Genomic DNA, 21,266 nt, shown 5'->3' on the forward strand with positions numbered 1-21,266 from the left:
CATTTGCATTAATGTGTATATTTACTGTATTGTGCGTAAACAGTTACAGATTCAGGCAAGCCGCCGCCTAACGCCGGATTCGATACCTCTTTTTCAAGATCCGTTGGAGTATAGAACATGAAACGCAAACATCGTGGTTTCACACTGATCGAATTACTGGTGGTGATTGCCATCATCGCCATTCTAATTGCCCTGCTGCTCCCCGCAGTCCAGATGGCACGTGAAGCTGCCAGACGAACTCAGTGCAAAAACAACCTGAAACAACTCGGCTTGGCGCTGCATAATTACTATTCCACACATTCGCGTCTACCGTTGCTGGCCGCCGACTCGCTGTATGGTTACTCCCCCTCCGCTCAATTGCTGCCTTACATCGACCAGGGAAATTTGCACAATCTGATCGATTTCAGAGAACCGCTGCTTTCAGGCCCCGCCTGGGCAGCCTCATTGAATCCTACCCTGGTAGATGTTGCCAAACAGACGATCCCGATCTTCATGTGCCCCAGTGATGCAGGGAATGTGTTCTATACCGATTCAAACGGCACTGTCTGGGCTGGTTCTAATTACCTGGTCAATGGAGGCTCTGGACTCAATACCGAATATTGCACATCTGAAAATGATGGTCTTTTCTGGCGAGGCTCTTCGACGCGATTGCGTGATATTACGGACGGTACTACCAACACCATCTTCATGGCGGAAACTCTCTTTGGGGATCGAGGACCGGATACCGCCACCTTACTGGACCCCAACCGTCAAATGAAACGCGTCTCAGGTGGAGGTCCCTGCTCTGCAACTTCCGATGATCTTGTCTCCCGGGCCGCCACTGCCTACGAAGGAGGGCGAGCAAGCTCCTGGATTCGCGGCTTGGGATACAGCACCCTGGTACACGGTTATCTCCCCCCCAACTCTCAATCTCCCGATGTGGTCCATCACGGCGAGATTGTGTCAGGAGCACGCAGTCTGCATGTTGGCGGTGCCAATGTTCTGCTCTGTGACGGAAGTGTGCGGTTTCTGGGCGAGAACATCCACCTGGAGACCCTGCGTAACCTGTTCAGTCGCGCTGATGGTCAGGTTTTGGGTGAATTTTGACCGTTCGCATAGCCTTGCTCCCCAGACTGTTTGATTTGAAACGTTGTTTTAACTTCTCGATGAATGCTCTGACCTTTCCCATGCTTGTTAACTCTCATTTTATTGTTCGACGACACCTTGCTCTGTTTTTACTGACAGCCCCAGTTCTGTGGACCGCCTGTTCCGGTGAGGGAACAGACCAGAAGAGCCCCACAATTGTCGCTCCGCCTGCAGTTCTGGAGATTGATGGGGGGCAGTGGCAAAGAGAGACTGCGATTGGCAAGTCAGACGGTGACCTCCTGGCACACTATTTCAAAGCTAACCCGAGTATGGTTGGTAGTCCGGAACTGCAGGGAACTCCTGAAGTCTATCATGGAACACACCATAAAAGACGGTTTTACTGGATTAAACACCAGGCAAATCAGACCGTATGGACTTGTGTGGCATATCAGGACGGATCGTTTCACTTATCACAGGGACAAGGAAGTCCCTTTAAATAATCATCAAATATATTTCTCCCGGGCGTATCAGGTGAACTATGCATGAACCAGATAAACTGAATGGTCACAAGCAGTCAGAGACTGCTCATTCGTGGTTAGACACCGTCAACACGTTGCTCCATTACGATTTCTGCCCCCAGCTCAATCAATGGGTCTACTGGGTCAGAAACCCGTTCTGGTGTCTGGCGATCAGCATTTTGACCGCCTTCATTTGCGGGCTGCTGGTCAATACGGCGATTCTGTATATCGCGGCTGCCCTGGCGATGATCATTCTGGTCGGCGTCTTGTGGCCCTGGATCAGCGTGCAGGGACTTTCTGCAGAACTCTCCTTTAATAAAGTTCGTACCCGGTGCGGGGAATCTGTCGGTGCCAGACTGGTCGTCAAAAACAGCTGGCCCTGGCCCGCCTGGGGTGTTTACCTGCGGCATCCCTTCTCAGAACATGATGACCACCTGTGTGAAGTTGCCATCGACTGTATTCCTGGCTGGAAAACCAGTGAATATATCTGGGAATTCAGTCCCCGGAAACGAGGTATTTATTCAACCAGCACTGCTTTCCTGGAGACCGCCTTCCCATTCGGGTTATATAAGAAGAAGATTCCTCTAGCCGTTGATTCCGTGTTGATCGTCTGGCCGGAGATCTCCAAGCTGGCTTTCATGCCTGAGTTAAGAGAGGTCACTTCCAGCGAAGATCGATTTACTTCGCATCGTGCGGGTGATTACGGCGATGTGATCGGCACCCGGGCCTTTCGACTGGGCGACTCCCTGAGGCGGGTGCACTGGTCACAATCCGCCAGGCAGGGCCAGATGATTGTCACCGAACGCCAGGCAGCAGCGGTTTGTGCTCTGCGTGTAATTCCGGATCTCCAGCGATCGCATTACCGGCATGGGAACGACGACTCTCTGGAAGCGGTGATTCGCATCACAGCCAGTATCTGTCACTCACTGTTAAATCAGCATGCTTCAGTGGAATGCCTCGTGGGCGATCAGTTGTTTCGCTGCGATGGAAATCAGAGAGACCTGCAGAAACTGCTCGATGAACTGGCTTCCATCCCCAACGGGGGACTCGAGAATTCCGTACGAAAGCACGCTGCTTCCCCCCTGCCTGAATTCATTGTTACGAACAGCAGTGGTTTCTCCCAAAGGGTCAATCAGGGAGTGAATCGTCTTCGTTCCCGGATGATCGTCGTTCAGGATGCCCCTGCCCGTCAATCGGGGAATGAACCGAGCTGCGAATGCGAACCCTGGTTACACCTGGACAGCCCTGAAGAGAGTCGCCAAAAAGTATTTACCGACAGTTGGAAGAAAGCGTGCTATGCAGGCTGAACGAACCAAATCTGTGGAGAGCCGGATCCTGCATTACGTCAGCATCGCGATGGTCCTGACGGGGGCATTGGCGCTCTGTATTTCTGACTCTCATGGCAGATATTCCCGCACATGGATCGCTGTCAACACGCTCATCGAAGTGGCTGTGGCTTTTCTGGGGGCAAAGTACTTCCTTGCGCTCAAAAAACGGGGAGGTACAGAATCGACGGTGAACCTGATCCTGCTGGCCGTCATGCTGCTCAGCCTGGCCTGGGAGCCTGTTCAGCGTATCTGTTTTGGCACTGGCAGGCCTTTTGAACTGATCCTGATGTTTGCGGTCAAGAATACCATTCTGGTGATGGCTGCAGCCGGTTGCTGGGGAAAATACCAGCGTTTTGCCGCCTGGGGATCGATCTTTCTGATGATCTGTGCCGCCACAACTTATTCCGGACCGGACATGATTGCACTCGCGGGTCTGGAACTCGTACTGGGCTTTTTCTGGCTGTTTTATTCCCACTGGAACAGCCTGAGAATTGCCCTGTTACCGGCAGTCAAAAAACAGAATCTGGGTAAATATCTGCTGCTGTCCGCAATCGCAGTGCTGCTCTTTCTGATCGTCTCATTTTCCGGTGAGAATCCAGTAGTCCATGCGTTCAAGGGAATCATCCCCAGTTCCGGTGGTGACAGCCGAGGCGACCTTCATGCCCGGGATGGACTCGGGGACGGAGAGTTGCTGGTGGCCGGCAAGTACGATATTCGCAGCTTTGCTCCCATTGAAAACGCTCCTTTCATGTCATCGGATGACCCGAGCCTCTACGACATCATGTCTGATACATACGACGAACCAGGGGAAATCTCGAAGAACATTGACCGGGCAATCGGGTTGAAACTGCAGGATCAGAAAATTGAGGAAAAAGAGCTGCCCGATGCCGAGAATATCAACCGTCACTTTTCGACTGCAAGAAATCAAAAACCAGCAGTTGAAAAATCGTCAGATGGTATTTCATCCGATGCGTTACTGCATGTGTCGGGCAGGACTCCCCTGCACCTGCGCATGGAGACGTACGATATTTTCGACGGTGTGAACTGGTTCAGCGAACCATTAAAAACAGACTTTAACAAGAGCATTACGCTCAAAGAACGTTTTGAAAAGCCCTGGATGGTTGTGAATGGGAAAGCCCATACGCTGTCCCAGGAGTGCAGGAACGAACTGCATGTCATTACCAATAACCATCTGAAATCGAATCAGCTGCCAGCTCCGCTGCACCTGCGCGAGATCCATATCGACCTGGTTGATCGCATTGATATGTTTGGCTGGTATCAGGACAGCATCGTGAAACTCGAACGCAAAGAGTTGCCCCGCCTGGTTCCCATGCATTTGATCAGCCATTTTCCCGATCAAAAACCGATTCAGTATCGCGATGCCCGCTTCGCTGCCCTGTCGCATCAGCAGAAGCATTACATCGCGCTACCTGAAGTACCGCTGATCCCCAAAATTCGCGGACTGGCAAATCAACTCGTCGCTGATACGGAAAATGACTGGGATCGCATTAAAAAAATTGAGCAGTATCACCGCGAACACTTCGAGCAAGATCGCTCAGTCGCTTTTGATGGAAAACAACAGTTGCCTCTGGATCAATTCCTGTTCGAAAGCAAGGCAGGGCCGGATTACCTGATTGCCTCATCCGCCGCCCTGATGCTACGTTCCCTGGGATACTCGACCAGGCTGGTCAGTGGCTTCTACGCCAGCCCGGACGACTATGATTTGAAATCGGACCATACTCCGGTCTGTGCAGACGATGTCCATTTCTGGGTAGAGGTGAAAGTCGGACCGGGGCCTGGCGACTGGTGTACCATCGAGCCCACAGCCGGTTATGCAGTGCTGGGCCCACCCCTGTCTTTATACGAGAGAACCGTCGAAGCGATCCTGGTTGCTACCTACTGGATCGGCAATCACTTCGTTTTCTGTTGCATCGCACTCGCAAGCCTCATCGGCGTCTTCCTCTTCCGGTATCAGATCAGTGCCTGCCTGATCACGGGCTGGCTCAGACTCTATCGCCCCCGCGATACCCGCCGGTTGATTTTCAGAACCCTCTGGCTGCTCGAATTACGCATCAGAGGCCAGGGACAGAAACGCCCGCTGACGATGTCTCTCAACCAGTGGTTCAGGCAGCAATCAGAACATTTATCGGTCAACGCAAACTGCCTGGCGGAACTGGCTCACTATGTGAACTGGGCCGCCTTTGCTCCCAGCACTGCTGATTATACTCAGATCCCTGGCAGAGACCAGATTAGCGACTGTTGTTATCGAATCATTAACGAAGCCCGCTGGGTTAAGCGGACGCTCTGACAGACACATTTATTCATTTTAATAATCAGGCACTCATGACATCTCTATTACATAAAAACATCCAGATGGATTTTCAACAGGAATATTCCAGAGTCGATCAACTGAGAGACAGACTGAATCAGGTTCTCAAGGGAAAAGCAGATGTCATCGACAATGTGATCATCTGCCTGCTTTCCCGCGGTCATCTGCTGCTGGAAGATCACCCCGGTCTGGGCAAGACAATGCTGGCCAAAGCACTCGCCACCCTGATTGGGGGCCGGTTTGCCAGAGTGCAATGCACGCCTGACTTACTGCCCAGCGATATCACCGGCTTCAACATTTTCAATCAGAAGACACATGAATTTGAATTTCGCCAGGGGCCCGTCTTTTCTGACATCATGCTGGCAGATGAGATCAATCGAGCGACTCCCCGTACCCAGAGTGCGTTACTCGAAGCGATGGCAGAGCGGCAGGTGACCGTGGATGCGGTTCGCTACCAGTTATCTCAGGACTATTTCGTGATCGCCACACAGAACCCGATCGACCAGCATGGTACCTACCCCCTGCCCGAAGCACAGCTCGACCGGTTTTCCATGAAGCTGAGCATCGGATACCCGGAAGAAATCGATGAAATCCGCATGCTGGCTGCGGCCATCGATCAGAATGCCGATGTGATCGATGAACTGGAACCGGTGTTTGGCGAGCAGGAACTTCTGGATATGCAACGCAAGATTGTGGCGATTCCCGTAGCAGAATCAGTGCAACGCTATCTGGTTCAGATCGGAAATGTGACCCGTAAACACACTCAGGTCACCCTGGGATTGAGTCCGCGCGGTTTACTGACCTGGCAGCGGGTTGCCCAAGCACACGCTTTTCTCCAGCAGAGAAATTATGTCATCCCTGACGATCTGCTGGAAACAGCCTTGCCCGTGCTCAGTGTTCGCCTGGGCGTGGATCAGTCTGAAAACCGGGCACTGATTGATGAGATACTCAAATCGGTGAAGTTACCCGAATATACATTGCCGTCTTCTAACTGAATTCATTGCTCAAAAGTTTCTTCTCTTTCGTAATCACAGGCAGACCAATGCAACATCAGCCTCTTTTCAAAATTCAATTTTCGGTCATTACCGTATTGTGTCTGAGTAGTCTCCTGGGGACTTTTCAGGCCGGATGCACTCAGACTGGGGAATCAACTGCGGAAGAAGATCATCTGGAACATCATATTCCGGAACATAAGCCTAAAACTTATACAGAGATTGTGAGAGAACTGGACAGCCGGATGAGAACTCTGCTGAATCAGAGTCCGGCCTCGGTGAACCAGGAGGAAAAACAGCAACTGGAGGAAATCATTGACTGGATCCCCGAACTGGCAGCGGACAGCGAATTGAAACACAAGGACTGGGATGAGGTTAAACAGCTTTCCACAGAGTTAAAGTTGGTATTTCAGCAGACGGATTTCTCCCAGATCGACGCCACTCTGGTCGGCCGCTACTTTCTCCTGGTCGACAAATTAAAACAGTATACGGGACGCTCAGAAACAAAGAAGTTTCAAAGTTAACTGACGCAGGGCTCATTTTGTCTGACTTCCCTTTCTGATTCGGAACTTCGTCATGATTCAATACTATCTCTGGGGCTTCGCTCTCCGCTTCGTACAGTGCCTGCTGGAAGCCGCTCCCTTCATTCTGGCAGGCTTGTTTACTGCAGCGATCTTTCAACGATTCTTTGGTTCCGTAGAAACCAGAAGGCTGTTTGGTGAAGGCACCCGATCCTCTCTGTTCCGGGCCTGGGTGATCGGGATGCTGCTCCCGGTCTGTTCGCTGGGCGTCATCCCAGTTGCCCGAGAGTTAAAGAAAGCAGGACTGGCAGGAGGCACGATTATTGCTTTCGCCATGTCTGCCCCGCTGTTTAATCCGCTTTCGCTGCTCTACGGACTGACCCTTTCCGAGCCGGTCACGATCCTGACCTTCGCACTCTTCTCGCTGGTCATCGTCACCTTGGTGGGATCCATCTGGGATCGGCTATTCCCCGAGAAAACAGAACAGCCTGCCGATGACCAGGCAATCCCCTACGGATTGAAACGCGTTTTATCTGTCGGTTACAGTGCGGCGAAAGAAGCATCAGGGGCCAGCCTGGTATATATCCTGATTGGCCTCTCTGGGGTCGCTCTACTGGGAGCATTTCTGCCACAAGCCAGTCTGCAGAGGTCCGTCAATTACGATAATTCATACGCCCCCCTGCTGATGACCGGTGTAGCGATTCCCGTCTATGCGACTCCCATGTTGGCGATGTCTCAGTTGGGATCAATGTTTCAGCATGCCAACTCGGTCGGTGCCGCCTTCATCCTGCTGGTACTCGGTGCGGGTGTGAATCTGGGCCTGGTGGCCTGGATCGTTCGCAATTACAACTGGAAAAAAACGATTGTCTGGTTTGCCCTCCTGCTGCTGGTCATCGTCGGACTGGCCTATGGAGTGGAGAAACCGCTCTTTCCGACCAATATTGAACCGGCAGATCACACGCATGCGTTCGATATTTATTGTCAGCCTTTCAGCCCGGGAACGACCAGCTTCTATCAAACAGCGAAACAGAAGTTGGAGCATGTGATTGATCCCTATGAGATCTATTCAACAGGCATTCTGGGGGGCGTGATCCTGATCGGTTTGCTTCTGAGGTTAGTGGACCGCCGTGGACGAATCGAAGACTGGCTGAAAAAAGTCGAACCAGTGAAGTCCGGAAAATATGACATTGTGCTTCCCGGCCCAGTTCTGGGGATATTGATTCTGGTCGGACTGATCGTTGCCAGTGGTGTCGGCTGTTTTTCTTATTACCCCTCGCCGGATGTGGTATGCGAAGAGATGACGATTGCCAAGACGGAAGCGCTTTCCGGCGCCCTCTCCGGAAACGTCTCGCACTCGAAATACTGGATTGACATCTATGATGACTGGACCCGCAAACTGGAAGTCGGCGTCTATTTACGAAACCTGAATCTCAGTGAATACCATCACTGGAAGGCTCAGTTGCTGCGGGAAAAGCTGGAACTGCTGGCCCACGAGATTGAGGACGAAGAACATGAAGAGATACGTCGTCTGGTCGCGGATATACAACATACACATCGCCGCATGGTGGACGCTTACCTCAAGGACATGAACTAATTTCGTCGCCTCCAGTCCCGCATCACTACCCTCAGCTTGCGCACACCAGGCTTCGTCACGAAGTCACTGACTGATCGCTGTTTGAAATCTTTCCTCTCTGTCAGGTCTGACGGAGCAGGAATCAATAATACGAATCACATTTTACAGAATGGAGTTTACCCATGTTTCAAAGTTCCGAAAACGTTCCGCGCAAACTACCCGTGACCGTGCTCTCCGGTTTCCTGGGAGCGGGAAAAACCACACTACTCAATCACGTTCTGGCCAATCGGGCCGGGCTGAAAGTGGCTGTGATCGTCAACGACATGAGTGAGATCAATATCGACGCCGCATTGGTGAGAGAAGGAAATCAGGCGTTAAGCCGTACGGAAGAAAAGCTGGTGGAAATGTCCAATGGCTGTATCTGCTGCACCCTCAGAGAAGATCTGATGGTGGAAGTCAGTCGCCTGGCTCAGGAACAGCGGTTCGATTATCTACTGATAGAATCGACGGGCATTTCAGAACCGATGCCTGTCGCCGAGACCTTCACGTTTGCAGATGAAGAGGGTAGAAGCCTCTCGAATTTCGCACAGTTGGATACTCTTGTCACCGTCATTGATGCTGCTAATTTTCAGCGTGACTATCAGTCCCACGAAGATCTGGTTGATCGGGAGTTGGGACTGAGCGAAGACGATCGACGGAACATTGTGGACCTGCTCATCGATCAGATCAAATTTGCGAATATCATTCTGATCAATAAAGCAGACCTTGTCAGCAGGCAGGAACTCGAACAACTGCATTCTGTTATTCAGCATCTGAATCCCAAGGCTCAAATTCTCGAGTCCTCATTCGGAAAAGTCGATTTAAAACAAGTGCTCGGAACAGGCCTGTTTGACATGGATTCGGCTTCGACCCATACCGGCTGGCTCGAAACACCGAGGAGTGAAATTCATTCGGAAGTCGACGAATATGGAGTGCAGAGTTTCACTTACCAGGCCCGTCGCCCCTTTCATCCGGAACGTCTCTGGCGGGCACTGGACAGAGACGATTCCTGGCTGGAACATGTTCTCCGTAGTAAAGGCTTCGCCTGGCTCGCTTCACAACATAATATTGCCAATCTCTGGTCACACGCCGGTATCTCCATGCGATTTGATCCCGCTGGTTACTGGTGGGCTGCCACAAAGCCTGAGGAGTGGAATATTGATCAGAACCAGCAGAGGGAGATTCTGTCCCGATATGAGGGACAGTACGGGGACCGTCGTCAGGAACTGGTCTTTATTGGTCGTGACATGGATGAGACCTTGATTCGTAAAATCCTGGACCGTTGCCTGCTTCAGGACTCTGAATGGATCGATGGTCCCGAAGTCTGGTCGACCTATCCCGATCCATTTCAAGTGACTGAGGAGAATTCGATAGCGTCACATGAATAAAAAAATGAGGCTGGTGTATTTATCTAAGTCAGGATATTTCAACTCGATAAAACAATATTCCGGATCCAGCCCCGAATTGGGGAGCCAGATCCTGGATCCGGAAATATTGCTCTCTCATTTGACCCTGGTTCCGAGCTTGTTAACGTCTGCGTCTTTTGGTTGGCTGGTCCAGAATCTGGTCCAGCTCACTGGAAGCAAATACCTGATCAAGCACAATCATACCTGGTTCCATTGAATCCCCCCTTACGTTTCGAACGGGCTCCTGTCCGGGATGTTGATGGTCTCGCTTCGCCATGAGATGCTCCTGATCTCCTCTTCTCTCATGATGTTGATCGCGATCCTGGTGATCAATAATACTGACATCTACTTCTACTCCACCGGCCACCGCGATCGTATCATTCGCGTCCATTCCCTGAAGCACAATGCGCTCCAGTCCAGTGTACTCAATCTGAAGACCGGAAATGTCTAGAGAACTTGCATTCACCGTAATCGAATCACTCTGATTTGTTCCTTTCACTACTAAAGTGTCAGTCTGGCTTCTACCAGATTCCACGACCATTCCACCCGGCAATAGAGAACTTGAAAGATTAGCGATGGTGATCTGTTGCGATTCGCGACGGCTGCTGTTGAGCATTAATCGTTCTATCCCTTCCAGTGACTGACTGCTGATCACCTTCTGAGTTTTATTATCGACCACTTCCAGATTACCGTTTCGCTCACGAATCGTCACATGCTTGCGGCCTGCATCTGCGAGGTCAATCTGCAAAACGGAGGGGGCGAAGAACACATGATCCTGTAGACCAGACACCTCCGAATTCCGTTCGATCACATCGGCGAGTGTCGTCTCGTGTATTTCTTTCAGCACATCACCAGAAAAGATATTCTGATACCAGAAACGATCGCCGTCCCGCAGTCTCTGGAACTGATCGACGATGATAGAGGTGAACGTCTCCCCCATACTCGAACCCGGTAGATGATCTTCAGCCAGTCCCCCGACCCAGAGATCGATATTATCAACCGTACCGTACAGGGCCTCCAGTTTTGCTGCCACTTCTGGATCTGAACTGATATCTGAGAAACTCTGCACTGCTTCCAGGCCCAAAGCAACCCTGGTCGCGTTATAGTCAGCCAGCCCGTGGTCTCGCCCACGCTGAATATTTAACGATGCCAGATCGAAACCGCCGGATCCGGGAGGTCCAAACAAAAAGTTTCGCACATCATCCACGACTTGATTATCAATTTCCTGTGCCAGGTTAACTGAGGCGCCTCGTAACAGGGAATCAATCCCATTGGCTTCCAGTTCTCCGGGGTTAAAGAAGGCATTGACCAGCGAGATATTTCCCTCGGCAGCAACATCCCCATTTGCATCTAACCGCAGCAGTTCAGACGACAGCATCGTGTGACCATAACGGTAGGCGGCATTGGAAAACTCGTTCGCGATACTGGGATCGACGCTGGAATCGTATCCCATGTACTTACTGATAACACCATCGCCGAACAAAGCAGGTAGATACTCATTAAACGTGATCGCCTGCAATTCACCGATTACTATCTGCCGCGCCTGCTGATACAGTTCTTCATCGGTCAGGTCAGGATTTTCCAGCGACAGTTCAGTTGCGGCTCGATTGTGTTCACGTACCCAGAGAGTATGCATTGATGTCAGGGCCACGTTTTCATTAGCACGAATATCACCCGCCAGAAAGAAACCATTATCTCCGTACGGCAATAGATCTCCATCACTGGTTTTCAGCTGCCCCCCACTGAAAGTCCTCAATTGGTCCGCCAGTTCTGCGTCGGACCCATAGATCATTGACCCGTCAATAAAAGCTGTAATCTGATTGATTTGCTGACGTACGCCGTTTTCGTCCTCTTCAAAGGCACTCCGATTCAGGCTGATGACATCATCTCCAGAGCCGTCTGGATCAAAGTAGGGGTCACCTGTCGGAACCTCGATTGGAAATGCTTCCAACGGGTCACCATATTCATCATGAGCTACTTCAGTCAGAGTGATATCGTGATCAATAAACTGTCCCCAAACCCAGAAGAGGTCAGTCAGATAACGGGCATTTGTCTGGGAAGTTTCAGCCGCTGCGATCACATTACTGATTTCCCGAGCGCTCGGCCTGTCTTCTCCCGCGGGAGTTGACAGACCATCGCCGTAAGCGGCTTCGGCCAGTCGAATCAGTTGTGTCCTGGTACTGCCCAGTTCCGGGTTGTCGATATTATTACCCGTACCGTCGATCGACGCATATTCGGGGGTTGTATCCGACATTGAGTTTTGATGATTGGCAGGTTCTGTTATGAGTGAATTTGTAGCGGACAAAAGTTGACGGGTTTCAAGGTGCTCGACGACTGAGATATGAGAGGAGAGTCGAGAAGCCTTGCGTTGATGATTGGTTTTGCGAAAGAGCATGATGGGATCTCCTGAAGCGCGAGGTTACCGGCGCACAGTTCGAACGAACGGTGCTACACCAGCCACCAGGCGCGTGGTTGTTTTTTGTATTGACGAAGGCCCGCCCTACAAAAAAGTTGATCAACCGGACGGCTCAAGACCTCGAGTCGTCCTTTCAGAGTCTCTAAGAAATAAACGTAAACCCGCCGCGGAAATCCACCGTTTTTGACAATATTTTTTTGTTGCCTGGAGTACGAGTCGAAGACAAGTCTGAAGTAACTGAGTGAGAGTGCTTTTATCGACGGTGACATTCATCAGAGAAATTCAGTCTGTTCACAGAAAATTCACACATGGTCACTGCGATGTTCTGGAACCGGTCGTTTATAATCAGCTTACAGACAGGGACACTTCTGATTGCAGATGATGCCTGTTTTGAATACTTCTGATTCTCCCGCCCACCCGGTAACTCGCTCACTCGTTAGGATTCTCCCTGCATGGACCTCTCCCGTCATAAACCATTCATTCTATTGACCGTCTGCATCACTGCCATTTTTACCAGCGAACTCCTCTCCGCTGAACCGCCTCTAGTCATTGATGCCAAGTCGCATCAGGTTGAGGGGAAAAAGGTTTATGAGACAGCTTTCTCTGCTCACGCCAATCCGACTGAATTTACTTTGCTGTTCGATCTGAAGCTACAGAAACAAAGCTCCGGTAGATACTGGAACGTCTTCATCAACGACCAGGACCTGGGGCGCCTTGAAGCAAACACCCGCCAGATTGACGCTGATAAAAAGGCAGACGGTTTTCAGCGGGTCGGCTATACGGTTCCAGCAGAGGTTCTGAAAACGGGTGAAAACACCCTGAAAATTACCGGCAAAGGCCAACCTGCCGTTTTACGAAACTTCGTTTTGGATCCACGTCCTCTGAAGCAGGCGTTGCAACTGGGAGCCGTGAACGTAAAGGTCCAGACACCGGAAGGTCAGCCTGTCCCCGCACGGCTGACAATTGTGAATGCATCTGGTGAACTGTCCCACCTCTATAATGCCAGTCAGCCGACGACTGCGGTCCGTCCCGGGATTCTTTATACCCTGGGCACTGGGGATACATTTGAGTTACCCCCGGGAAAGTATACGCTGTACGCCACGCGAGGCATGGAATGGGGATACGATAAACAGTCGATCGTCGTAAATTACGATCAGCCCCAGTCACATACTATGGTCATTTCACGTGAAGTAGACACCACTGGATTTATTGCCTGTGACAGCCATATCCATACCTTACCCGGCAGCGGTCACGGTAATGCCACATTCGAAGAACGCATGATCACAATTGCCGGCGAAGGAATCGAAGTCGCTGTGGCCACCGATCACAATCATATTTCGGACTACCGCCCGTTTCAGAAATCAACGGGAACGCAGTCTCACTTCCATGCGATTTCGGGTGATGAAGTCACAACCCGCAATGGACATTTTACAGCATTTCCCTTTGATCCGGACAAGGCCGTCCCCGGTGGCGTCAAGGGACGTAATCCCCTGTTTCTGGAGAATGATAACTGGAGTGAGCTGATCGCCGACATGCGTCTCAAAGGAGCCGAGGTGATTATCCTGAATCATCCATACTGGCCCAGTATTCCGGATGGTCCATTCGGTCGGTTTCGTTTCAATCGACGCACGGGGAACCGGGGTGAGGGACCTGAATTCAACTTCAACGGTTATGAAGTTGTTCAGCCTGCAAATAAAATCCCCGATTTTTTCTATGCCCTGGAAGACTGGATGTCGCTGTTGAACCGTGGTTCCAAACTGACTGCTGTCGGCGCAACGGATTCCCACACTGTGAATGATCCGGTGGGACAGGCTCGGACATACCTGAAAAGTACAACTGACAAAGTCTCTGAGATCGTTCCCCGAGAGGTGTATGATGCTTTCACACAGGGGCGGGCCGTGGCATCAGCAGGTATCTTTGCAGACCTGAAACTGCAGGGACAGTATCAGATGGGAGACCTGGTACCTGTGAATGCCATCCACGCTGATAAAAAAACAGGTTCAAAGCTGACCGCAACGTTACGAGTCGCTTCCCCATCGTGGGTTCAGCCGCGCGAAGCAATGATCTATGTGAATGGAAAACAGGTTGCTCACCAGACCATCAAGGCGAAATCAAACCAGCCTACTGATCAGATGCTCACATTTTCACTGGAACAGCCTCCTCACGACGCCTATGTCGTTGCGTTTGTACTGGGAGATGGCATTACCCTGCCCGGCTGGACAACTTATGGCAAGGCTTCTCAGGCAATCACCAATCCCATTTTCCTGGATGTGGACGGCGATGGAAAATACAGCGCACCACGCGAGACGGCCCAAAGACTGATAGCGAAATCTCAAAAAGAGGACGGTTCCTTCTCTCCGGCTCAACGAAAAGCGCTGCTTGATTCATCTGCGGTTAAGGCTGATGCAGCCGTCCTGCTGCATGTCGAGGACCTGCTCAATCAAGCGACAACCAACGATAAAAATGAATAAATCGCAGACCTGATAGATTTACTCAGACTTTCCGGGAACCGGCCAGTCAAGATGCTGGTGCAGGAAATCATAAGCGCCCTGTTCGTGGATCGCGTGCGGACCTTTGATCCATTCAATCGTGGTTCGATCACCGATGCCCAATTGCGCCTGATACAGGAAGCGTACCTTGGCATATTCCTGGGCGACCCGGTCATCTGGTTCGACTCCGTCAAAGTGACCGCGTTCAACCATGAAAGGCCGAGGACAGATCAAGGCTGCCATTTCCGCATAGTTGAAGGTCCTCCCCAGATTCCATTCGAAGATTTCATACTCCCCTTTGTTGACATAGCTGTACCGCAGGGACCGTTGATCGGTGGCAGCATTTTTCCAGACCCATTCTCCAAAATCAGCTGAGCAGATCGAGAGTGCATAATTATCAACGAGAGGCGGTATCCGCATGGCTGATTTTCCACCATAGGAAATCCCATAAAAGCCGATCCGGCTGCCATCAACGAAGGGCTGGGCCCTGAGCCAGTCCGTAATCTGCTGATGCTGCGGAACCGCGATGGAGAACAGTGTCCGACCTATCGACTGCGCCTTAAACTGCAGGGTCCGAAAACGATCGAACAGGATATACGGGTTCTGAGGAGCAAACGTAATAAAGCCCCGTTCCGCCAGATGGGTTGAGAAAGATTTGTAAGCCCTATACTTTTCTTCTCCCACCGTATGCCGAGGTCGTCCTTCCAGACCATGCTGGGTCACGACGACCGGACGTTTCTCGGAACCATCCAGCTTAAGATCTTTGGGAAGTGTGAGGATTCCATAAGCAGTCACATCAGGGAACACATCCATTTCCACCTGATAGCTGACGGTCTTTGGTCCTTCCTGATATTTGCGAGTCCGGGCATTAGCGGGCAGCAGTTTCAGAGCAAATTCGCCCACAACGTCTTTCTTGAAGATGTCCCGGTAAGGTTCAACCGTTTTGTTAAATTCCTCTAAAGAGCCTGTCTTGAGGTTCTTCATGAATTCAATACGTGACTCATAAGCCAGTTGCAGCAACCGCTGATTGTGTCTCTCAATTTCCGCCAATTGCCTGTCATGTCGCTGTGCTGAGTGCGATCGCGTTTTCAACTCGACTGGTTTCACTTCAGTAGAGAGTGTCGCATCATCATCCAGGCTGGAAATCAATGCCTGCAGCGTTTTGTCACCAATAGCCTCATTCGCTTCAATCAATGTGAGACAGGGAGTTTCAGTCTTCAAATCAGCCACAAACTGACGGGCACGTGCGAATTCATCCTGGACCTCTAGTTTACTGGGGACGAGTAGTTTTGCTGGTTTTCCCTTCATTTTGGGATAGTGATCGTCAATGACCTCCAGATTCCCCTCTGCGGTCGTGCGATAACCGTATTCTGGACAGGTTCCATTCTCGATAATCAATGAGCGAGGTGCCACCAGACTGGCAATCTCTGCATCGCCCAGAGAATTGAGTAAGCCAAATACATTGCGGTCCGCTGGTTCCTGCCAGAGATTTTCCCGGGGGCCAAAATAACCACAGACGGCAGCGACATTAATTTCGGAGTCCAACGCAGCCGCGTAGAGAGCTAGTCGCCCCCCTTCTCCCCAGCCGAGGATACCTAGAGAACGAGATGAGTCCTCGCTGGTCTGCTTGAGCAGCTTTACGCCTGCCTGGATTTTCTGAACTTCATAACCTGCCAGGGTTCGTCCCAGTTCGAACGCAGCCCGATGAAGCCATTCCCGCTGACTCAGATTCCATTGGTTGAGTTCACGATTGATCAAAGTCGGAATCAGCACGCGAAATCCGGAGCGTGCCAACTGCTGAGCATAGCTGCCTCCGGGCTGTTTTGAGAAGATCAGGTCTTCCGGTGTCTGGTCCGCCTCAGGCACTGCGATAATGTCTCCGTGGATCTTTCCAGTGGGAACCAGCAGTAACCCGGCTCCCTGCAGATCATCGAGAACGGGCCAGGTCACTTCATAAATAGCAAAGTCATTTGCGATTTTTTGAGGAGCAGTCTCCAGATAAGCAAAACGACCTGAAACCAGCGGATCTGACAGCCCCAGGATTCTTATCAGCTCCTGTTTCTGAGGGGCGATGGACTTTTCATATGCAACAGGTGAACTTAAATCGCGTTGCCAGGTCTCGGCTCGACTCTCCGCCGCCAAAGCGATCTGTTTTAACAGGAACCGATCGATGCCTTCTATCAGCTTGGCGCTCAGATCCCCCTGATCAGTTAACTGCTTCGTGCCTGGCAAAGGGCTTTGATCGGGAGCCGCTTTCAGAACTGCCCACGGTGGTGCATCCTCCGCATGTAGCTCCAACGGGCTTAGATTCAACATCAGACTGACCTGCAGGGCCAGTACCAGGAAAGCGGGCAGGTTCAGTCGATTCATGATCGTCCTTTGTTGAGAGTCAGAGTGGTCTATCTCAAGATATTTTCATTCAGCAATCGCATGTGTAGCTACAGACGGTCTTCGAGAAGGACGATCCGCCACAATGCACTGGTATTCTAGGCAGGTTGTTTTTCGGTCATGCGATAAACGCGTGCTGCCCCATCTGAGTGGGCAACAGCCAGGTGCCTGCCATCCTGGAACAGGTCCAATCCCCGGGCTGCCGTTGAAAGCTTCATGGTGTGGAAGAACTCTTCTTCACCCGGCTTTCTGAACCAGAGTTCGCCTTTACCGCTCCGATTGGCACCAGCGCCAATCAGGAAGTTCTCCGGATGAAAACGTACCCCCCAGGCGATTCCCTGGAATGTTTTATCGGGCTTAAGCTGTGCTTTGGCTTTACCAGACTTCCAGTCAAACAACATGATGATGGGATCCTGGACCCCTGCAAAGGAGTTCACAACTTTCGTAATCCCCGCACTGGCCAGTTCACTACCATCGAGACTGAATTTGAAATCGCGGGCGCCGCCCATGTCTGCGGCAAATTTCTTGTCGTATCCTGTCATGACGCCGGCATCGATACTGCGGACTTTCTTACCGGTCTTTAAATCCCAGACGTAAATGGTGCCCATCAGATCCTGAGAGGCCAGCTGTTGACCATCCGGATGGAAATCGACTGCATAGACGTGTCGTTCGTGTCCGGCAAAGGTATGCAGCAGCTTGCCATCACTGAGGTTCCAGACTTTCACGAGTAGATCATTTCCACACGTTGCCAGTTTGGTCTGGTCGGGCGATATCCGGACCCAGCGAGCCGAGCCCTGATGTGCCTGTATGCTCAGTGCTGGTTTGGGTTCTGCATCCGCCAGATTCCAGGCTTTAATCTCTCCTCCCCAACAGGCCGAGTAGAGAGTTTTTCCATCTCGGGAAAAATCAAAACAGCGCACCCAACTGGTATGTCCTTTGAGCGTTCTCTGATCTTTGGTCTTTAAATTCCAGACCTGAATTTCCAGATCTTCAGCCCCCGCCACCAGGTGTGTTCCGGTGGGATCGACCTTGCAGGAGGTTAGTGGGAATTTATGCTTGAACTCAGCCGTCTGGTGCGTCAACACCGGATCGACGACGTTGTAGTCAATAACTGGTTTGGTGGCAACAAGTGGTTCGGTGGTCTGTTGCGGCTTCATGCTAACAACTCCTTAATGGGTTGTGTGGTGGGATCACCGATGGGAATTGAACGTCCGCCGATCTCATGGTCGCGGGTCGAATCAATGCCCAGTGCCTGCAGATAGGTATGAAACAGGTGACCGGCGTCGACTTCTCGATCTGCGACGGCAGTCCCTTTTTCGTTGGTCTTACCAATAATGGCTCCCGGCTGAACACCACAACCTCCCAGGGCAATCGACCACGCGGTTCCCCAGTGATCACGTCCGTAGCGGACGTTGATTTTCGGGGTTCGGCCGAATTCGGAATAGACCATCACCAGCGTACTCTCCAGCATACCTCGCTCATGGAGATCATCGAGCAGCATGGAAAATGTTTTGTCGAATTCCCCGAGCTGCTCAAGATGGAAATTAAAATTCTCGGCATGAGAATCGTAACCATGATGGGTCACTTTGACACAGGTGGCATTATTCTCCAGGAGTTTTCTTGCCAGGAGGCAGTTCCGACCGAAATCATGTTTGCCGTAGCGTTCGAGGTCTTTGGCGTCAGGCGTTTTCTCGAAGAACGACTTGCGGGCCATCAATTTGGAAGCCTGCTGAAACGAAGCATCGAAGGTTTCTGTCTGTGCCTTACGGCGTCCCTGTCGAAACTGATGGTTGAACTGCTGCCGGAGTTGGAGGCGGCGTGTGTTTGCGGTCGCGTTCAGGTTTTTGGGTAATCCCAGATTCTGAGGCGGTTTGACCCCTTCAAATTTAAGCTGGGCATGCTGTGCTCCCAGGAAAGCAGCCGTTGCGTCGTTCAGTCCTCTAGTAGAGATATGTATATAGCCCGGTAGTTCGCTGTTTGCAGGAGCCAGATACTTTGAAGCGATCGAACCGATATAGGGATACTCGCCGGCCCGCCTCCCCTTCTCCATAAACAGGCGTCCCTGCGAATGGTCGTTCGTCTTAATATTAATGCTGCGAACGATAGAGAGCAGATGCATTCTCTGAGCAGTGTGAGGCAGCAATTCAGAAATATGCATGCCTGGAACTGAAGTCGGAATCGCACGAAACGGCCCACCAAATTCGGTTCCCGGTTTCGGATCCCAGGATTCCAGTTGGCTGACGCCCCCCTGAAGATACACCTGCAGAATCCGTTTATGCTGACTTTTCACAGTTGCGGCGTGTGCAGACAGATCCGAGAGCCCCAGGCAGACAGCACCACCAGCGGCCCCAGCCAGGAATTGTCGCCGGGCAATCTGGTGATCCAGAGAATGGCATCCTTGATTGCGTTTCATACTATGTCCTTTTGCCTCTCAGTGAGAAACTCAGGTGATGGGTTTAATGATTGAAACGAAACTCGTCAGAAGAGAGTGCCGCCCAGATCAGTTGTTGCAGATCCTGTTCGGTAGGCTTCGGGCCGCCTTCCAGGAACAGGGCCACCTGTTTGAGTTCTGTTTCGGTGGGGAACCGTGAAAATACGGAAAGATACAACTCTTCTGCGATAGCGGTCGGCTGATCCAGTTTCTTCAGCCGGGCCGTCAATTGATTACCAGAGGGAGCCAGCCAAGCCTGGATCGTGTTACCGTTTAACAGAAACAGGGCCTGATCAGCCGAGGCGTCGAAACGTGTGGTCTGTGCGCCGACAATCCCAAATGTACGGACAAAGGCAGCCACGTTCCCTTTCAATGCGTCGTGTAACGCCTCTTCCTGCCAGAGAGGATCCTCAGCTTTTTTGGTTTTCTGTTTCTCATCGACTTTGCGCTGTTTTGTCTGCAGTCGTTCGAGGGTAGCTGATGTTACCCCAGTGGCCTGCATCATGGACCAGGCGAGTTGTTCGGGGGTCAATGGTTTGAGCAGGCCCATCTGGTAAGCTGAACGCTCGGGGATCTCAGTTTCAGCTGAAACATGACTGCTGCGCTGGTAGGTCTGGGTCTGAGCCAGCTCACGAATCACGTATCGCAGATTGAACTCATGGCTGGCAAGCTCTTCACTCAGAAGCGACACGATTTTCGGATGCGTGGGGGGATTGTCCGAGTGCCACATATCGAGCGGTTCAACCAGCCCCTGGCCCATCATCATCGCCCAGAGACGGTTAACGATGTTCTTCTGAAACGCCTCGTTATTCTGACTGGTCAGTGCATCCGCCAGTTGCAAACGTCGACTGTAAACCGGGACCGAACGCACATTCTTTGCAGGTTTGACTTTGTACGCTTTTTTCGTGTCCGCCGGATCCGGAATTTCGGGAAGATCCAGGACCCGGGGAGCGGTCATCCCCTCTTCTTTAGTAAACACGGAGGTAAAGGAGACCTGGCCTTCGGCTTTTTCACCGATCGAGGCCTGCTTGGTCTTGGGATCTTTGAAGAGATAACTGCGGCTCAGGAAGGCATCGAGACCATGGTAGTGTCGCTGCAGGTAATCATTCACGTTCGGATGATCATGGCACTGGGCACATTGCAGATCGCGTCCCAGAAAGATACGGCCCAGATCGCGCGTCACGACTTCGGATTTTAATTCCCGATCCAACAGAAAACGGGCCGCGGGTCGGGTTGTCTTATCTGTTCCGTCGACAGTCAGAATTTCATGAACCAGTTCATCCCAGGGACGGTTCTCCAGAAAAGACTGACGCAGGTATTCTTCCCATTCGGCTGTCTTCACATATTTGCCCGGTCGACGCTCCATCAGCATCGTGTCGAACAGATACTGTAACCTACGGGCATGTTCTGGTGAGGCAAGTAACAGGTCGATCCGCTGGCTGCGTTTATCCGGAGACGAATCCGCGACAAAGGTTCGAACTTCATCAGCCGTGGGAATGGTTCCTGTCAGGTCCAGGGTCACCCGCCTCAGGAACGTGGCATCATCGGCCAGAGGAGCAGCCTGTTGTTCGAACTGTGGCTTTCCTTCAGCAATGAGTTGATCGATCTGCTGATGCAGTGAAGTCTGGGCGGTGACAGTTGATGTGATTCCTGACAGAACCAACACCAGACACGCTACCATTGTGTGGAAGGAACGTAATCTCATAGGGTCACGCTATTTGGGTAGGATGATGCGAGCAGGGACCGACGCATGAACATATCTTGATCGGTA

General features: G+C 51.6%; 13 protein-coding genes. 8 read left to right on the top strand and 5 right to left on the bottom strand.

Annotation, left to right across the window (positions count from 1 at the left end):
• The first annotated feature begins 117 nt into the window (after positions 1-117).
• The 7 genes from FYZ48_RS12160 to zigA all read left to right on the top strand — a co-directional run bounded on the left by FYZ48_RS12160 (position 118) and on the right by zigA (position 9,753).
• Positions 118-1,086: a DUF1559 domain-containing protein gene (locus FYZ48_RS12160; protein WP_149340660.1), complete on the top strand. Its 969-nt coding sequence runs from the start codon at positions 118-120 to the stop codon at positions 1,084-1,086.
• 517 nt (positions 1,087-1,603) lie between these two features.
• A complete protein-coding gene (locus FYZ48_RS12165) occupies positions 1,604-2,890 on the top strand; it encodes a DUF58 domain-containing protein (RefSeq protein WP_149340662.1) in 1,287 nt (428 codons plus the stop codon).
• On the top strand, positions 2,880-5,219 hold the full coding sequence (locus FYZ48_RS12170) for a transglutaminase-like domain-containing protein (RefSeq protein WP_187781989.1): 2,340 nt from the start codon (positions 2,880-2,882) through the stop codon (positions 5,217-5,219). Before FYZ48_RS12165 ends, FYZ48_RS12170 begins: the two co-directional genes overlap by 11 nt.
• Positions 5,220-5,254: 35 nt before the next feature.
• Positions 5,255-6,235 carry an AAA family ATPase gene (locus FYZ48_RS12175; protein ID WP_242022611.1) on the top strand — a complete coding sequence of 327 codons (981 nt, stop codon included), beginning with the start codon at positions 5,255-5,257 and terminating at the stop codon, positions 6,233-6,235.
• Between the two features lie 242 nt (positions 6,236-6,477).
• A complete protein-coding gene (locus tag FYZ48_RS12180) occupies positions 6,478-6,756 on the top strand; it encodes a hypothetical protein (RefSeq protein WP_149340667.1) in 279 nt (92 codons plus the stop codon).
• A gap of 52 nt (positions 6,757-6,808) precedes the next feature.
• Positions 6,809-8,347: a permease gene (locus FYZ48_RS12185; protein WP_149340669.1), complete on the top strand. Its 1,539-nt coding sequence runs from the start codon at positions 6,809-6,811 to the stop codon at positions 8,345-8,347.
• Between the two features lie 161 nt (positions 8,348-8,508).
• Complete coding sequence (gene zigA, locus FYZ48_RS12190) at positions 8,509-9,753, top strand: zinc metallochaperone GTPase ZigA (RefSeq protein WP_149340671.1); 1,245 nt, start codon at positions 8,509-8,511, stop codon at positions 9,751-9,753.
• 139 nt (positions 9,754-9,892) lie between these two features.
• Here zigA and FYZ48_RS12195 read toward each other — a convergent pair whose 3' ends face one another.
• Positions 9,893-12,025 (bottom strand): peroxidase family protein, encoded by a 2,133-nt coding sequence (locus FYZ48_RS12195; protein WP_198422213.1) that lies wholly within the window; start codon positions 12,023-12,025, stop codon positions 9,893-9,895.
• 614 nt (positions 12,026-12,639) lie between these two features.
• On the opposite strand from FYZ48_RS12195, the gene FYZ48_RS12200 reads away from it, so the two are divergent.
• Complete coding sequence (locus tag FYZ48_RS12200; protein ID WP_149340675.1) at positions 12,640-14,658, top strand: CehA/McbA family metallohydrolase; 2,019 nt, start codon at positions 12,640-12,642, stop codon at positions 14,656-14,658.
• Between the two features lie 18 nt (positions 14,659-14,676).
• Here the strand turns inward: FYZ48_RS12200 and FYZ48_RS12205 are convergent, their stop codons facing one another.
• From FYZ48_RS12205 to FYZ48_RS12220, 4 genes are all read right to left on the bottom strand, one after another.
• Positions 14,677-17,046: a dienelactone hydrolase family protein gene (locus FYZ48_RS12205; protein WP_149340677.1), complete on the bottom strand. Its 2,370-nt coding sequence runs from the start codon at positions 17,044-17,046 to the stop codon at positions 14,677-14,679.
• A gap of 116 nt (positions 17,047-17,162) precedes the next feature.
• Positions 17,163-18,221, bottom strand: a complete 1,059-nt coding sequence (locus FYZ48_RS12210) for a WD40 repeat domain-containing protein (RefSeq protein ID WP_149340679.1) — start codon at positions 18,219-18,221, stop codon at positions 17,163-17,165.
• Complete coding sequence (locus FYZ48_RS12215; RefSeq protein ID WP_149340682.1) at positions 18,218-19,477, bottom strand: DUF1501 domain-containing protein; 1,260 nt, start codon at positions 19,475-19,477, stop codon at positions 18,218-18,220. The genes FYZ48_RS12210 and FYZ48_RS12215 overlap by 4 nt, the downstream gene beginning before the upstream one ends.
• Before the next feature lie 43 nt (positions 19,478-19,520).
• Positions 19,521-21,161, bottom strand: coding sequence for a DUF1549 domain-containing protein (locus FYZ48_RS12220; RefSeq protein WP_198422214.1), 1,641 nt, complete (start codon positions 21,159-21,161; stop codon positions 19,521-19,523).
• Positions 21,162-21,266: the final 105 nt, after the last annotated feature.

The sequence above is a fragment of the Gimesia chilikensis genome (genome assembly GCF_008329715.1).
In the GTDB taxonomy this organism is placed as follows: domain Bacteria; phylum Planctomycetota; class Planctomycetia; order Planctomycetales; family Planctomycetaceae; genus Gimesia; species Gimesia chilikensis.

Excerpts from the sequence above, each read along its gene's own strand:
- zigA (WP_149340671.1), top strand. The coding sequence starts at position 8,509 with ATGTTTCAAAGTTCCGAAAACGTTCCGCGCAAACTACCCGTGACCGTG.
- FYZ48_RS12215 (WP_149340682.1), bottom strand. The coding sequence starts at position 19,477 with ATGAAACGCAATCAAGGATGCCATTCTCTGGATCACCAGATTGCCCGG.
- FYZ48_RS12170 (WP_187781989.1), top strand. The coding sequence starts at position 2,880 with ATGCAGGCTGAACGAACCAAATCTGTGGAGAGCCGGATCCTGCATTAC.
- FYZ48_RS12210 (WP_149340679.1), bottom strand. The coding sequence starts at position 18,221 with ATGAAGCCGCAACAGACCACCGAACCACTTGTTGCCACCAAACCAGTT.
- FYZ48_RS12165 (WP_149340662.1), top strand. The coding sequence starts at position 1,604 with ATGCATGAACCAGATAAACTGAATGGTCACAAGCAGTCAGAGACTGCT.
- FYZ48_RS12180 (WP_149340667.1), top strand. The coding sequence starts at position 6,478 with ATGAGAACTCTGCTGAATCAGAGTCCGGCCTCGGTGAACCAGGAGGAA.
- FYZ48_RS12175 (WP_242022611.1), top strand. The coding sequence starts at position 5,255 with ATGACATCTCTATTACATAAAAACATCCAGATGGATTTTCAACAGGAA.
- FYZ48_RS12195 (WP_198422213.1), bottom strand. The coding sequence starts at position 12,025 with ATGTCGGATACAACCCCCGAATATGCGTCGATCGACGGTACGGGTAAT.
- FYZ48_RS12205 (WP_149340677.1), bottom strand. The coding sequence starts at position 17,046 with ATGAATCGACTGAACCTGCCCGCTTTCCTGGTACTGGCCCTGCAGGTC.
- FYZ48_RS12200 (WP_149340675.1), top strand. The coding sequence starts at position 12,640 with ATGGACCTCTCCCGTCATAAACCATTCATTCTATTGACCGTCTGCATC.
- FYZ48_RS12160 (WP_149340660.1), top strand. The coding sequence starts at position 118 with ATGAAACGCAAACATCGTGGTTTCACACTGATCGAATTACTGGTGGTG.
- FYZ48_RS12185 (WP_149340669.1), top strand. The coding sequence starts at position 6,809 with ATGATTCAATACTATCTCTGGGGCTTCGCTCTCCGCTTCGTACAGTGC.